Genomic DNA, 13,311 nt, shown 5'->3' on the forward strand with positions numbered 1-13,311 from the left:
TTTGATGTGGCAGTGCCTTTCGCCATCCCGTGCCGCCCGTGCGCGGGGCACGTTCGTTAGCGGCTGTCATTGCGCAATCTGCGCTCCAGCTGCTGCTTTTCTTTTTTCACACCGCAGCGGGGATCAAGCTGCAGCGCATGGGTAAGGTGATTCAGGGCAGACGTCGGGTTGCTTTCGCTCAGTACAGCGCCGATGGCTTTATGCAGGCGCGCCCGCGACTGGTCCGGCATATCCAGATCGGTGGTCAGGTCCAGCGTCTGCAGAAGCAGATCGGCATCAAAACCGGCAGCGGCAAGCAGAGCGCTTTGCGCCGCGTCTGCCATTTCTTCTGCCAGCACGGTCTGCACGTTACGGTTGCCCAGCGGCATCACCCAGCCATGGCGCAGCGCATGGCGCCCGATTTCCAGCGCACCGGCATAATCACCGGCGTCGATACGCCACAGCATCACGTACATCAGCACGTCATCCTGCTGCGCACCTCCGGCAGCCAGCACGCCCTCCGCCCAGGCGGAATATTTCGGCAGCAGTTCCACCTTGATTTCCGCCTTTTTCACCGTGGACTGGACGCCCTTGAGGCGGCGGCGGTCTTCTGCCAGCTGCAGCAGCATCAGGTCATAACCCGACGCATGGCGAACACTGCCGCCCTCACGGGCGGCCTGTTCAGCCTGAATGCGCAGGCGGTGCTGCCGTGCGGGACTCAGGCTCATGCGTTATTCCCCACTTTCCGGTGCGGCAGGCGCGCTGAAATCACCGATTTCGATGTTTTCTACCAGCGCCGCGCAGCGATAGTCCTCGACCACATACGCCTCGTTGACGGATTCAAAGTTTTCAATCCGGTCGCGTTTCGGGTTGTCGATAACTGAACGGCGGCGGGTGTCTTCCTGCCAGTAGATGGACAGGTTATCCAGACGGGTGATCAACAGGGCATTTGCCGGGAAGAAAGGCGCGCGCACAGCCTGCAGGCCGCCCATGCGTTTCTGGCTGATGATCAGATCAGCGGCGATTTTCTCGCTGTTTTCCTGCTCTTTGTTGACCAGCGGGAAATACTTGTCAGACAGCAGTTCACGTCCGCAGACAACAACCAGCTCGTCATCATCCTGATACTCGACATCGATCAGCTCGTTGACGGTATCCATCACCACCGCGTCAAGATTTACATACTTACCACCCGGACCTACTTTTACCGGTTCTGCAGTAGTGGTGCCGTCTTCTGCGGTTTTGCTGCCCATGACGTGATCCGGCGCGTCTTCGCGGATTTTCTGCAGCCAGCCTTTATTGACGTCCTGCAGCAGCGGGTTTTCAGCACGGTTGGAGGTTTTGGTGCGCTTCACGCCGTTAAAGCCGATCATGATGCGGTCCAGCGCCTGACGCTTGACGATGGCGTTGCGAATACGCACCTGGAAGTCCTGGAACTTGGCCCACAGGTCCAGTTTTGCGTAGGTCAGCACCGTATCAAAGTTGGTCTGTTCGCATTTGTATTCCACGTCTTCCATCAGTGTCGGATCGGTAGGCTCGCGCTCTTTGGTGGTGGTATCGGTGGTTCCGGCAATGGTGCTGCCAACGCCCAGCCCCAGCAACTGCCCTGACTGCTCAGTGACCGGCGTGATGTTAATCAGCGTCAGGAAAGCGGCGGACTGCTGGATCTGGTCTTCCAGCGTCTGCTGCACGGACGGCTCCACGGTGAATTTGCTGGACAGTTCTTCAACCTCCACACCGTTCAGGCGCGCCAGCTGCTGCAGGTAAGCGTTAAAGGCAAAGCGGGTTTTCTTTTTCATCGGGTTTTATGCTCCATCAGCAATTGGTCAGGGTGCCTGCCGGTGCGTCACCGCCCGGCGCGCGCTGGCGGTAATCCTTGCGGCTGTCTTCACGGCTCAGCTGCTGCTGTAACTCGGCAAAGGCGGCCTGCTGTTCCTGCAGGGAGGACTCCAGCGCAGAGAGGCGTTCACCGTTTTCAGCCAGGGATTTATCAATGCGCTCGCTCAGGTTCTGCTGCTCGGTGGCGACAAGTTCCACGGCTTTATGCACGTCTGAGAAACGCGCATCGTCGGTCTGCTCTTTTTTGGTGAACAGCGCGGTGACGCGGGCAAAGAGGGACGGCTTTTCGTCCTGGGCTTCTTCCAGTTCGATCAGCGTTTCAACCGCTTCCGAAAACAAGTTTTCAGGGTTCTGCTTACGGTTTGCCAGCGGGTTATGTGCGGCGCTGGCGCTGAAAGCCAGCATTTCGGTGCCAAGGCTCGCAGGATCGTCTGTCGCACCCAGCCCCACAAGATAGGCTTTACCGGTGTCGGCAAACTTCGTGCTGACCTCCATGGAGGTGAAAAGCTTCTGGCCTTTTTTCACCAGTTCCACCAGGGCGTCAGTGGGTTCGATATCGGCATAAAGTGCCATCTTGCCCGCCAGCGGGCCGTCCTGGATTTCTTCTGCAACCAGCCCCGTCACCCTGCCATAGCGGTTAAACGTGCTCTCCGGCAGATAAGACTTGATGTGCTCAAGGTTAATCAGCGCGGTATAGACCGTCGGGTTGTAGCTGGCAGCCATCTGTATCAGCCATTCACGCTGGATCTCGCGCCCGTCAGTGGTGGCACCTTCCACCCCGATGCGGAAACGCTTTGCTTTCACTGTCATGAGCCGTGCTCCGTTAGAAATAACTTACTGGAGCCTTATGTTTGCGGTGATGGGGGGAGTGAGACAACGCGCTGTATTTGTACGGTAAACCACACAAACCGCAGCCGGGGAAAGCCGCCATCCAAGGCCGTATGTTTGGGCCATGAACACGACACTGACCCCCGCAGACCTCGATCCCCGTCGGCAGGCCATGCTGCTGTACTTTCAGGGATACCGCGTAGCCCGCATTGCTGAAATGCTGGGCGAAAAAGTTGCAACCGTTCACAGCTGGAAAAAACGCGACAAGTGGGGTGACTATGGGCCGCTGGATCAGATGCAGCTCACCACCGCCGCACGTTACTGCCAGCTCATCATGAAGGAGCAGAAAGAAGGGAAAGACTTCAAGGAAATTGACCTGCTGGCGCGCCAGTCAGAGCGCCACGCCCGGATCGGCAAATTTAACGATGGCGGGAACGAAGCTGATTTAAACCCGAAAGTAGCCAACCGTAACAAAGGCCCGCGCAGGCAGCCGGAAAAAAACGTTTTCACCGACGAGCAGATTGAAAAGCTGGAAGAAGTCTTCCACGCCTCTATGTTCGACTATCAGCGTCACTGGTTTGAAGCCGGGAAAACAAACCGTATCCGCAATCTGCTCAAGTCGCGCCAGATTGGCGCCACGTTTTATTTTGCCCGTGAAGCATTGATTGACGCCCTGCTGACCGGACGCAACCAGATTTTCCTTTCTGCCAGTAAGGCTCAGGCGCACGTCTTTAAGCAGTACATCATCGACTTTGCCAAAGAAGTTGAGGTGGAGCTGAAAGGCGATCCCATGGTGTTGCCCAATGGTGCAGCCTTGTACTTTCTCGGCACCAACGCCCGAACGGCGCAGAGCTACCACGGCAACCTGTATCTGGATGAATATTTCTGGATACCGAAATTCCAGGAACTGCGCAAGGTTGCCTCCGGGATGGCCATTCACAAGAAATGGCGACAAACCTACTTTTCCACGCCGTCCAGCCTGACCCACAGCGCGTATCCGTTCTGGTCCGGTGCTCTGTTTAACCGGGGCCGTGCCAAAGCGGACAAAGTGGATATTGACCTGACCCACAGCAACCTTGCGCGCGGCCTGCTCTGCCCTGACGGGCAGTACCGCCAGATCGTCACCGTGGAGGATGCGGTGCGCGGCGGCTGTAACCTGTTCGACCTCGACCAGCTGCGCATGGAGTACAGCCCGGACGAATACCAGAACCTGCTTATGTGCGAATTTATTGACGATCTGGCGTCAGTATTCCCGCTCAGCGAGCTGCAGGCGTGCATGGTGGACAGCTGGGAAGTCTGGACCGATTTTCAGGCGCTGGCGCTGCGCCCGTTTGGCTGGCGGGAAGTCTGGATCGGTTACGACCCGGCGAAAGGTACGCAGAACGGCGACAGCGCAGGCTGCGTTGTTATGGCACCACCCACTGTACCGGGCGGGAAGTTCCGTATTCTGGAGCGTCATCAGTGGCGCGGGATGGACTTCCGCGCCCAGGCGGACGCTATCAAAAAACTAACTCAGCAGTACAACGTGACCTATATCGGCATCGACTCGACCGGCGTCGGGCACGGTGTTTATGAGAACGTAAAAGCCTTCTTTCCTGCCGTGCGGGAGTTTGTCTACAACCCCAACGTCAAAAACGCCCTGGTGCTCAAAGCGTACGACATTATCAGCCACCGCCGCCTGGAGTTTGACGCCGGACACACAGACATCGCGCAGTCCTTTATGGCTATCCGCCGCGCCACCACCGCCAGCGGCAACCGCCCCACCTATGAAGCAAGTCGCAGCGAAGAAGCCAGCCATGCAGATTTGGCCTGGGCAACGATGCACGCACTGTTTAACGAACCGCTGCAGGGCGAATCCGCCAATACCAGCAATATTGTGGAGATTTTTTGATGAGTGAAAACGACGCCATGACCAGCACCGCGCAAGTTCAGGAGGCCGAACAGCAGAAGAATACAACTCACGCCGAAGCGTTCAGCTTTGGCGATCCGATCCCGGTACTGGACCGCCGCGAACTGCTGGACTATGTGGAATGCGTACAGATGGACCGCTGGTATGAACCGCCAGTCAGTTTTGATGGGCTGGCCCGCACCTACCGTGCCGCCGTGCACCACAGCTCGCCGATTGCCGTCAAACGTAATATCCTGACCAGCACATTTATCCCACATCCGCTGCTGAGCCAGCAGGCGTTCAGCCGCTTTGTGCAGGACTATCTTGTGTTCGGTAACGCCTATCTGGAGAAACGCACCAACCGCCTTGGCGGTATTCTGTCGCTGGAGCCGTCGCTGGCGAAATATACCCGCCGTGGTCTAGATCTTGATACTTACTGGTTTGTGCAGTACGGCATGACCACGCAGCCCTACGAGTTCACCAAGGGCAGCATCTTTCACCTGATGGAGCCGGATTTGAACCAGGAGATTTACGGCCTGCCGGAATACCTGTCAGCCATCCCTTCTGCACTACTGAACGAGTCAGCCACGCTGTTCCGCCGCAAGTATTACATCAACGGCAGCCATGCAGGGTTCATCATGTACATGACAGATGCGGCTCAGAACCAGGAGGACGTGAACAATATCCGCCAGGCAATGAAAAGCGCCAAAGGCCCGGGCAACTTCCGCAACCTGTTTATGTACTCACCCAACGGCAAAAAGGATGGTATCCAGATCATCCCGCTGTCAGAGGTGGCTGCAAAAGATGAGTTTCTGAACATTAAGAACGTGAGCCGGGACGACATGATGGCAGCGCACCGCGTTCCGCCGCAGATGATGGGGATTATGCCGAGTAATGTTGGCGGGTTTGGGGATGTGGAGAAGGCAGCAAATGTATTTGTACGAAACGAATTAATTCCCTTACAAAAGAGATTGGAAGAGTTAAATACATGGATTGGTGAGGAGATAATAAAATTCAATGAATACAATTTAAATACGAAAAGGAAATAATCGAGCGGAGACGAATAAAATCGTCTCCGTTACTTTAGAATTTTATGTCTAAATTTGAAGCTTGAGCCTCATCATATAACACCCTGACAGTATCATATTGCGTTTCATACATATCTGTAGAAAATCTATAAGATTGACGATTGTTATTATCCAAATAATCCACATGCAGATATGAAGTCCCAGTATCACTATCGAAGCGGGAAAGTATGCTCACTGAAAAGTGAGGTAATGACGCAGACACTTTATCATTGTAATAGTCAAAACTCCATGTCACCTGCCCTAACCGGGTCATTTCAATCAGTTTTTTAACCATGTTATAAATATTAGCTGGCAGCATTTTTGGAGCCTCCTAATTCAGACTGTTTACTAACAAAAAAACGTTTAACGTCTATCAACCCATCGTTTAAATCAATCATTATTTTGTTTGGTATCATTGCTGATTGTTTTGTATACCTCAAAGCAGAGATGTTTTTTTCAATGTTATTTATTTTATCTATAACATCTGAATCATCTCCACCATAATATTCAATATAGTTGGATTTTACACGTTTATGTATTCTATAAAAAGAAGACAACTGTCTTAAAGCTATCGTAAAACTTTTATCATCAACATCAGAAATTAGATAATCAAGAACAGTAACCAATTCACTCATTAACAATTCAAATTCTTTATCTTTAAAATGCCCAAGCATTTCACTTGCTTGCTTATGCAGACTCTTACTAACTACTACACCATGCATAACCTCTAAGAATGTAATTATTAAGCCTAATATCGTAACTACTGTACCCATGTAACCGAGCAGGTTAAATCGAGACGTATCGTTGAGTATAAATGAGCGCCCAAACCATGCTAACACCATTACAATTACGAAAATTGCTGCATACAAAACTCTAATCTTGTTGTCACAAAGCTTGTCTTTTATCATTTTACTCATCCACCACAAAGCAGCCATTCCCAGATAAGACAAATCAATGATATCACAACGAGCGCGCGCTCGTATCCCCGCCACGCCTGCCCGCTTTGTGTAGTGGTTTTCATGCAGGTGCATGACGGGCCGGAAAGCGCGCCAGTTCTGGCGGCCCCGACCCATTGCGATCCTTTTTGGATCATGCGAATCCATGCACCATAGACATGCACTGCGTTATCAAGTCGTCGTATGCTATATGGGAGGGAGATTCCCACGGTGCAAAATCACTAATGCGTGCTTTCATCTTGCCTTACTCCATACTCATTTAGCCTGGTAACCAGATCACTCGTCAACTCCGACAGCCAGGAGATCGCCACCTCCTTGTCGTCATCGCTACAATCTGAGTTGGCGACAAGCCGGGCCATAAGTTCTATCCGTTGCAATGCAAGTGACTCCATGAACAAATCGTTCACAACTCCCTCCCAATATTACTGTTTATATATACAGTACACTATGTGTATTTAAAGCTGAAATAGTTTTTTACTCAGCTAACCCTTTGATTAATAGATAGCCTCATTCCAGCCCTCTTAGTACCACTGCCGCCATTTGTCATCTTCCTGCAGGCGCTGATTTCGGTAGAACAAACGCAGCCCGGCCCCGGACGGGATACTGCCGCCACGCAGAAGCAGATCCACCTCGGTATCACTCGCATCAAATCCCCTAGACCTCAGTTCAGCATCAAGCTGCTGGCGCTGATGATTGCTAATCTGTTGTTTGTACCCTTTCCGCCGCTTCGGTTTTACCAATCTCAGCCGCGCCGTCAGCTCCCGCCGTTCCTTCGCGCTCAGATTATGAAGATCCGGCAGCGACTCCGGCCCACTGGCTTCTGGTAAATAGCCCCCTGATTGGTTCAAATTTTCAACAGGGGGACAGTTATTGCCACGAGTCCAAGGGGCGCAAGCGCCCTTGTCGGCTGCCGCCTCCTGAACGTCAACGGCCTTACGAACCTTTTTCCACTTCATCGCGTGCGTGCAAATCTTGCCCTCTACAATCGGGGACCAGATGCCATAGATACGGATACCGTGATCGCCGTAGGCGCTCGGTTCGTCGTTAAGCTCATAAGCCGTGCGGACAAGGTGATGTTTGCGGGGAACCAGTACACCACCCTGCTTCATGATGTAGGTGGCAAAGCAACCCGCATCTGCAGCTGCCAGTACCGCATCCAGACGCGGATTATCAAGTACCGGCGCACCCACATTGCGTTCGCCCTGCACTCTCGCCGCCTGACCTGCCAGCAAGCGCAGCTCGCGGTATGCCTGACGACCCGGAATACCAAAGAAACGAAATTGCTGGACACGGTGCAGCGACGCCCAGGCGCTGACATGCTCGGCGCTGTCACGCAGTGATCTGCCGGTTTCTTTGCTGATTTCTTTAGCCAGCCCACGCCCGTCGATGTTCTTACTGATGTATTTGGCGATGTAGCTGGTCGGCGTTCCCTTGCGCGGATTGATTAGCTCGGACTTGAAGCGCGGTCCGGTATTGGTGCCCAGCTCCTCGCGGTCTTCACGGATGGCAAACTTACGCAGCAGCGCAGTGATGGGGCGACGGTCCTTTTTGCGCATAAAGCACAGAAGATGCCAGTGCACGGTGCCGTCATGGTGCGGCTCTGCAACGCGGACGCCGTACCAGCGCAGCCCGGCCTTGTGCATGGACTTGCGGAAAGCGGCGAATGTATCAACCAGATAGTCACTGCTCTGCCGGACCGTGGCGCTGGTCCATTTCGGATTAGGTCTGCCGTTGTTGAGGGTTGCGTGGAAACGTGACGGGCAGGTGATGGTATAGAACACAGCGCAGTCTCCACGCATTTCCGCGATCAGCTCCAGCCCTTTAACACAGGCCATCATTTCATTACGGCGGTGCGCCGGGTTGCTGTTGCTGGCGTTCACCACATCTTCCATATCCAGCGTGTCACCATCTTCGTTGACCAGTTCATGCGAGCGGAAGAACTCCAACGATTTGCGACGCTGCTCGCGTTTGTGTATCACGGCTTCATAACTGACATACGGGGACGCTTTCTTGTTGACCAGGCAGACGGCGCGCATCTGCTCCTCCCGCCACTCGCAGCGCATCTGCCACAATTTGCGATACCACCAGTCCGCGCACAGCATGCGCGCCAGCGACGGTGGGATCAGTTCATAAGGCACTGGCTTGCGACGGCGCTTTTTGCGGCGCAACTTCTCAAAGGCAGGCGGAATGACCTCAAGGCGCATGGCTTCTGCAGCAACCCTTTCCCATGCCTGGCGGATTTCTTCTGGTTTAACATCGTCACTGACAAACAGATCACCGCAAGCCGCATCAAGACACATGCTCATATGTGCCGCAACCAGCGTGGAAAGGCGCTTGACCTGATCCTGATTCATTTCAGGAAGTACCAGCAATCCCTCCAGCCCGTCCTGGCTCGCCATGAATCGGAAAGATGCAGACACCTGGCTGTCACGCACTCGCTCCAGCCGCTCAAAACAAGGCCTGATTGTTTCGCGCAGATAACGGGAATAAGCTTTAGCCCTGCCCAGGCTATTGAAGTATTTAATCCGCTCTAACAGAGGCTTGCTGATATGGGCAGGCATGGCGCTTACATCGGCAATAATCACCAAATCGGGATTAACGCGCTGCTGCTCGCGGGCCATTCTGGCATGGCTAATCAGCCGATCCTGCTCTATTTCACGCTGGACAGGATCGCGGGATTCATTGAAGAAATAACGTTCCCACACCTCATCACTCAGCGCCTCACGGCGTAGATGCTCCTGCTCGTTATCTGCAGCGTACAGAGTGATCAGGTTTGAAAGCGCAGACTCAGGCGCAAATTCCGCCGGGTCCAAATACGGGTTAACCGCTTTTTTTGGGGTATTCCATGGAAAGGCCACGGCGGTCACAATCGGACCGCCTTTATCTTTTAGTAGCTCAGACATCACTGGAAGACTCCGAAGCTCACAAAGCACCTCGGGTGTAGTGCATCCCTTTCAGCTCTGCTATTTCCTTACAGGTGACGCAGAGATCACAGCCCGGCACTGCAGCACGGCGCTGTTCCGGGATGACGATTCCGCAACACTCACACTCCAGAGAAGAAGCCCCAGTCTTTCGGCTGCGAGCTGTTTGGATATGGCGCTGACGTTCTTCTTCAACGCGCTGTTGCACGAGGTCCATTGAATCAGCCATCAGTGGATCTCCTGCGCTTCGTTCTGAATGTTTTCAGCCGCAATACGCAGCAGCTCTGCCGCTTCAACGTGGTTAAGCTGGCGTGACGTGATATGGCAAGCCAGTCTATCAAGACGGGCTGCCATTGCTGAGGCACGTGCCCGGCGTTCTTCCATGCGTGCATCAGTCAGCAATTGGTTAAGACCAGCATCATCTGGTCCGGATTTGGTGATACGGATTTCAATATTTCGCATAGTTGTTTCTCCTGAATTTGGGCCATAAGAAACCCTGCGGGTTTACGCCATTAATTTCTGTTTTGGATTAATTCGGCATGGTTAGCCGTTTTGGAAATAAGCTCACCACTGCACGAAAATGATTCATTGCTTTAATCAGTTCCCGCTTTTCGTCAGTAGTCAGATCACTAATATTGACGCTATGACGTTCTGCCGGAATTTTTGCCATATAAAATATGGCTGCCAATGCCCTCACATTTTGTTTATTGTTAACGTCCCTTTGGTTGCGCATATCTTCAATGAACCTTTCAAGCTCCGACTCAATATTCAGGCCGAACACTTTTGCACGTAGTTCCGCAATATGGTTCAGTCCGTCCAGGCGTTTACCGGGGCTTAATGGGACAGTCACCACAGCGCCTTCAATAGCCATAAATTCCTCCACAGATCACTTGCTACTCCTTCTCTGATATGATTTTCCGATGTAACGAGATAACTCAGAGGATGTACCAATGTTGAACCTAGTTGAGAAGGAACGGATCGAGCAGCTTGAAAATGAAATTGCGCGACTGCGAGAGGATGTTGAGATGCAACAAATCCTGCTGTCTGGCTTACTACACAGCGTTCTACGAGGAGAATCATCGAATCAGTCAGCATTTTTAAACATCCTTCGTGAAGAATTAAACAAATTGCCGCCAGGCTCACTCAAACGTCAGGAATTCACCTACAAACTTCAGGAGCTAATAGAGCGTTACCGATAAGTTTGTTGGCGATACTGTTCAAGAGGTGATGTGCTTTTCCGCATCACTTCCTGAACCCGTTCCCCCCGAAAGAATGTCCCATCTCGCAACGTAAAATAGTAACTACCATCACCCGAAAGAGACGGATAACAACTTGCAAACTCGTCCTCATGAATTGAATACTTTTCGCCCTTATGGAAGAACTGGTAAAACACACCTTCTGTAGCTTGCGCCATGATTTCCCCTTTTTGGTTGTAGACAGTTCATCCAGAAGCGCATTCTGAGTACGGCACGGGTGCCAGCGCTTGCCCCCCTTCCCCATAATCCAGCCGTGGCCGTAATGCATTGCCGGGCTTTGTCTAACTAACAATGATGCAAATGAAGGTTCATTCGTCAGCATAATCACCTCAGATCAGACCGAACGAAGCCCCGAGGCCAGTCACGGTATCCACCGCATTTGCCATCGCTGGATTTGCCTGCAAACGCGCATGTAATGAAACAGCTGTGAGTGCCATCAGGCGCGTAACAGAGTTGATGCTGTTGATAACATCGCGGCGGCCTGCGGTAGTTTTCACATCACCAGAGACAGTACCGGCAGCAACACGACCTATTTCTGCGGTAGCGCTCATGACGTAATGCGGTAATTTCTCTTTTGCAACTTCGTTTACCGGAACACATGGCAGGCAATGGATCTGCGCCAGAAAACCATCAACCAGCGTTGAGTCTTCGGTGAGATCGGTCAGCAACCATATATCTGGTGCGGTGAGCAGATGTGGTTGCTCAGGGTTTAACTTATTACGTAGAGTCTGAACATTCATACCTGCGCGTTCTGCCAGCTTCGACATGTTGTGACGCAAAGCGAAGGTCCGGCAGGCTTCATCAAAATGTCTTTGTTTGGAAACTTTATAATCAAACATGGTTTTCATCTCCGAACTTATCGCAAAATCGAACTTTACAAAGAACTACGATAAGTAAACATTTCTTAGGCCGAAAGAGCATCTACAGTCAGTGCAGCCATGTTAATCATGACCTTTTCTCGCTTTTTATCTTTACGAAGACGATGGCGTGGAAGGCGACCATCAGCCAACATGTCATTTATCGTATCGACTGGAAGGCCAGTAAGTTCGCTATAACGTTCAATTGTGACGTGTGGTGTGTTCAGAGTGATTGAAATGTTATGGATCATGGTGCAACATTCCTTCTTTAGTTCGGCTTGTGGCGAGCCGTTGTTTATCGTGATTAGTTGTGAAGGCTCCAAAAGAACACTTCGAGTTCAACTTTAAGATCGCTTTTGGAATCTGTCAATGTGTTTAAGATTGTTTTGGAGGTCTCTTGGATTTCAATGGCGGTGGAAAAAAAGTGATTGAGCGTTTAGTTGAGGCGTATGGGTTCACAACCCGACAAGCGCTATGCGACCATTTAGGGGTTTCAAAGAGCACAATGGCAACTCGCTACATGCGTGACATTTTTCCCGCAGATTGGGTGCTTCAATGCGTTGTAGAAACTGGAACTTCAATTGATTGGCTGGTATCAGGGAAAGGTGAAGCAAAAACCACAGCAGTCAACTCTTTGGTAGCTGTTGAAGTTCGCGAACTAAAAAATGGAGAGGCTATTGCAATTGGAACGCACAAGATTGACCCTGTCTTTCTTATCAATGAAATAAAATCTGCATTAGCAATAAAAACTAACCAACATGTTTACATCTGTGATCGAGAAGACACTACCATTTCTGATGGTCAATGGTTAGTGGATATAGAAGGAAAACTGAGTATTAAAAAAATCAATCTAATACCAGTCAAAAGAGCGATGGTATCTGGGGATGGTTTTTCATTTGAATGCGATATTAGTGATATAAAACCTATAGCTAAAGTGCATACCGTAATCAGTGAGGCTTAAATGGATATTGAGTGGAATTGGGGCCAAGATGATGAATTTATTGGTGAAAAATTACCTGCAGATACATTGGACAGAAAAAAATACGCAAAATATCTTTATGAAATCTGTGCTGCACGCGGCGCTAAATCCAATCTTGTAGTTAACATTAATGCGGAATGGGGGGCTGGAAAAACATATTTTACTAAACGACTAGCCAAGACAATTTCCCACTGCCATCCCACAATATACATCGATGCTTGGAAAGAAGATTTTACTGAAGACCCATTACTCACAGTATTTAGTGGAATTAAAGATCAATTATCTGGTCAATCTGATAGCTTTACTGCTTTAATAAATTCGACAATTGAGAATGTCGGACCGCTGCTAAAAACAGCGGCGCCAGTTATTATTGATGGATTAATACAAAAGTTCACAGGGGTTGACTCCTTTTCTGGTAATGACTCCAACTTATTGATAGTGTTTTATGTTCAGATAATGCCCGATGACTTTGTCATGCAGCTCCACCGATTTTGAGAACGACAGCGACTTCCGTCCCAGCCGTGCCAGGTGCTGCCTCAGATTCAGGTTATGCCGCTCAATTCGCTGCGTATATCGCTTGCTGATTACGTGCAGCTTTCCCTTCAGGCGGGATTCATACAGCGGCCAGCCATCCGTCATCCATATCACCACGTCAAAGGGTGACAGCAGGCTCATAAGACGCCCCAGCGTCGCCATAGTGCGTTCACCGAATACGTGCGCAACAACCGTCTTCCGGAGCCTGTC

General features: G+C 51.3%; 17 protein-coding genes and 2 pseudogenes. 5 read left to right on the plus strand and 14 right to left on the minus strand.

Annotated elements, in window-relative coordinates; all coding sequences use genetic code 11:
* Nucleotides 1–56: 56 nt before the first annotated feature.
* The 3 genes from gpM to OGX92_RS18680 are packed head-to-tail and all read right to left on the minus strand — an operon-like array spanning nucleotide 57 to nucleotide 2,625.
* Nucleotides 57–707 carry a phage terminase small subunit gene (gene gpM, locus OGX92_RS18670; protein WP_200039185.1) on the minus strand — a complete coding sequence of 217 codons (651 nt, stop codon included), beginning with the start codon at nucleotides 705–707 and terminating at the stop codon, nucleotides 57–59.
* Between the two features lie 3 nt (nucleotides 708–710).
* A complete protein-coding gene (locus tag OGX92_RS18675; protein ID WP_286586934.1) occupies nucleotides 711–1,775 on the minus strand; it encodes a phage major capsid protein, P2 family in 1,065 nt (354 codons plus the stop codon).
* Nucleotides 1,776–1,791: 16 nt separating this feature from the next.
* Nucleotides 1,792–2,625: a GPO family capsid scaffolding protein gene (locus OGX92_RS18680; RefSeq protein ID WP_286586935.1), complete on the minus strand. Its 834-nt coding sequence runs from the start codon at nucleotides 2,623–2,625 to the stop codon at nucleotides 1,792–1,794.
* A 142-nt stretch (nucleotides 2,626–2,767) separates the two neighbouring features.
* Here OGX92_RS18680 and OGX92_RS18685 point away from each other — a divergent pair, with 142 nt between their 5' ends.
* Both OGX92_RS18685 and OGX92_RS18690 read left to right on the plus strand, forming a co-directional pair.
* A complete protein-coding gene (locus OGX92_RS18685) occupies nucleotides 2,768–4,534 on the plus strand; it encodes a terminase ATPase subunit family protein (protein WP_137366252.1) in 1,767 nt (588 codons plus the stop codon).
* Entirely contained in the window at nucleotides 4,534–5,580 is a 1,047-nt protein-coding gene (locus OGX92_RS18690; RefSeq protein WP_286586944.1) for a phage portal protein, read from the plus strand. The genes OGX92_RS18685 and OGX92_RS18690 overlap by 1 nt, the downstream gene beginning before the upstream one ends.
* 34 nt (nucleotides 5,581–5,614) lie before the next feature.
* Here OGX92_RS18690 and OGX92_RS18695 read toward each other — a convergent pair whose 3' ends face one another.
* The 6 genes from OGX92_RS18695 to OGX92_RS18720 form a co-directional block, all read right to left on the minus strand.
* Nucleotides 5,615–5,917, minus strand: coding sequence for a hypothetical protein (locus OGX92_RS18695; RefSeq protein WP_286586936.1), 303 nt, complete (start codon nucleotides 5,915–5,917; stop codon nucleotides 5,615–5,617).
* On the minus strand, nucleotides 5,904–6,671 hold the full coding sequence (locus tag OGX92_RS18700) for a hypothetical protein (protein WP_286586945.1): 768 nt from the start codon (nucleotides 6,669–6,671) through the stop codon (nucleotides 5,904–5,906). Before OGX92_RS18700 ends, OGX92_RS18695 begins: the two co-directional genes overlap by 14 nt.
* A gap of 404 nt (nucleotides 6,672–7,075) precedes the next feature.
* Entirely contained in the window at nucleotides 7,076–9,457 is a 2,382-nt protein-coding gene (locus tag OGX92_RS18705; protein ID WP_286586937.1) for a replication endonuclease, read from the minus strand.
* Nucleotides 9,458–9,476: 19 nt separating this feature from the next.
* On the minus strand, nucleotides 9,477–9,704 hold the full coding sequence (locus OGX92_RS18710) for a TraR/DksA family transcriptional regulator (protein ID WP_088543991.1): 228 nt from the start codon (nucleotides 9,702–9,704) through the stop codon (nucleotides 9,477–9,479).
* On the minus strand, nucleotides 9,704–9,937 hold the full coding sequence (locus OGX92_RS18715; protein WP_286586938.1) for a DUF2732 family protein: 234 nt from the start codon (nucleotides 9,935–9,937) through the stop codon (nucleotides 9,704–9,706). Before OGX92_RS18715 ends, OGX92_RS18710 begins: the two co-directional genes overlap by 1 nt.
* A 67-nt stretch (nucleotides 9,938–10,004) precedes the next feature.
* Nucleotides 10,005–10,346, minus strand: a complete 342-nt coding sequence (locus OGX92_RS18720) for a DUF5347 domain-containing protein (RefSeq protein ID WP_088543993.1) — start codon at nucleotides 10,344–10,346, stop codon at nucleotides 10,005–10,007.
* Between the two features lie 79 nt (nucleotides 10,347–10,425).
* Between OGX92_RS18720 and OGX92_RS18725 the strand changes: the two genes are divergently transcribed.
* The gene (locus tag OGX92_RS18725) at nucleotides 10,426–10,674 is read left to right on the plus strand and encodes a hypothetical protein (protein WP_071697275.1); all 249 of its coding nucleotides are present in this window, start codon (nucleotides 10,426–10,428) and stop codon (nucleotides 10,672–10,674) included.
* On the opposite strand, the gene OGX92_RS18730 is transcribed toward OGX92_RS18725, so the two are convergent.
* The 4 genes and pseudogenes from OGX92_RS18730 to OGX92_RS18745 form a co-directional block, all read right to left on the minus strand.
* Nucleotides 10,665–10,889 (minus strand): hypothetical protein, encoded by a 225-nt coding sequence (locus OGX92_RS18730; RefSeq protein WP_223232882.1) that lies wholly within the window; start codon nucleotides 10,887–10,889, stop codon nucleotides 10,665–10,667. The two genes, OGX92_RS18725 and OGX92_RS18730, sit on opposite strands and share 10 nt — an antisense overlap.
* Nucleotides 10,886–11,053, minus strand: a pseudogene (locus OGX92_RS18735) (phage filamentation protein Fil family protein); the annotation flags it as partial. The gene OGX92_RS18730 and the pseudogene OGX92_RS18735, both read right to left, overlap by 4 nt.
* Nucleotides 11,054–11,060: 7 nt before the next feature.
* Nucleotides 11,061–11,570 carry a phage regulatory CII family protein gene (locus tag OGX92_RS18740; protein ID WP_286586939.1) on the minus strand — a complete coding sequence of 170 codons (510 nt, stop codon included), beginning with the start codon at nucleotides 11,568–11,570 and terminating at the stop codon, nucleotides 11,061–11,063.
* Between the two features lie 65 nt (nucleotides 11,571–11,635).
* Nucleotides 11,636–11,839: a regulator gene (locus OGX92_RS18745; RefSeq protein WP_286586940.1), complete on the minus strand. Its 204-nt coding sequence runs from the start codon at nucleotides 11,837–11,839 to the stop codon at nucleotides 11,636–11,638.
* A 146-nt stretch (nucleotides 11,840–11,985) separates the two neighbouring features.
* On the opposite strand from OGX92_RS18745, the gene OGX92_RS18750 reads away from it, so the two are divergent.
* Together OGX92_RS18750 and OGX92_RS18755 are read left to right on the plus strand one after the other, a co-directional pair.
* The gene (locus OGX92_RS18750; RefSeq protein WP_286586941.1) at nucleotides 11,986–12,549 is read left to right on the plus strand and encodes a phage repressor protein CI; all 564 of its coding nucleotides are present in this window, start codon (nucleotides 11,986–11,988) and stop codon (nucleotides 12,547–12,549) included.
* Complete coding sequence (locus tag OGX92_RS18755) at nucleotides 12,550–13,062, plus strand: P-loop NTPase fold protein (RefSeq protein ID WP_286586942.1); 513 nt, start codon at nucleotides 12,550–12,552, stop codon at nucleotides 13,060–13,062.
* Here the strand turns inward: OGX92_RS18755 and OGX92_RS18760 are convergent.
* Nucleotides 12,997–13,311: pseudogene (locus OGX92_RS18760) on the minus strand (IS1-like element IS1B family transposase); the annotation flags it as partial. The gene OGX92_RS18755 and the pseudogene OGX92_RS18760 sit on opposite strands and share 66 nt — an antisense overlap.

Origin of the sequence: Citrobacter sp. Cpo089 (genome assembly GCF_030332695.1) — a bacterium.
Classification (GTDB): Bacteria; Pseudomonadota; Gammaproteobacteria; order Enterobacterales; family Enterobacteriaceae; genus Citrobacter; species Citrobacter portucalensis.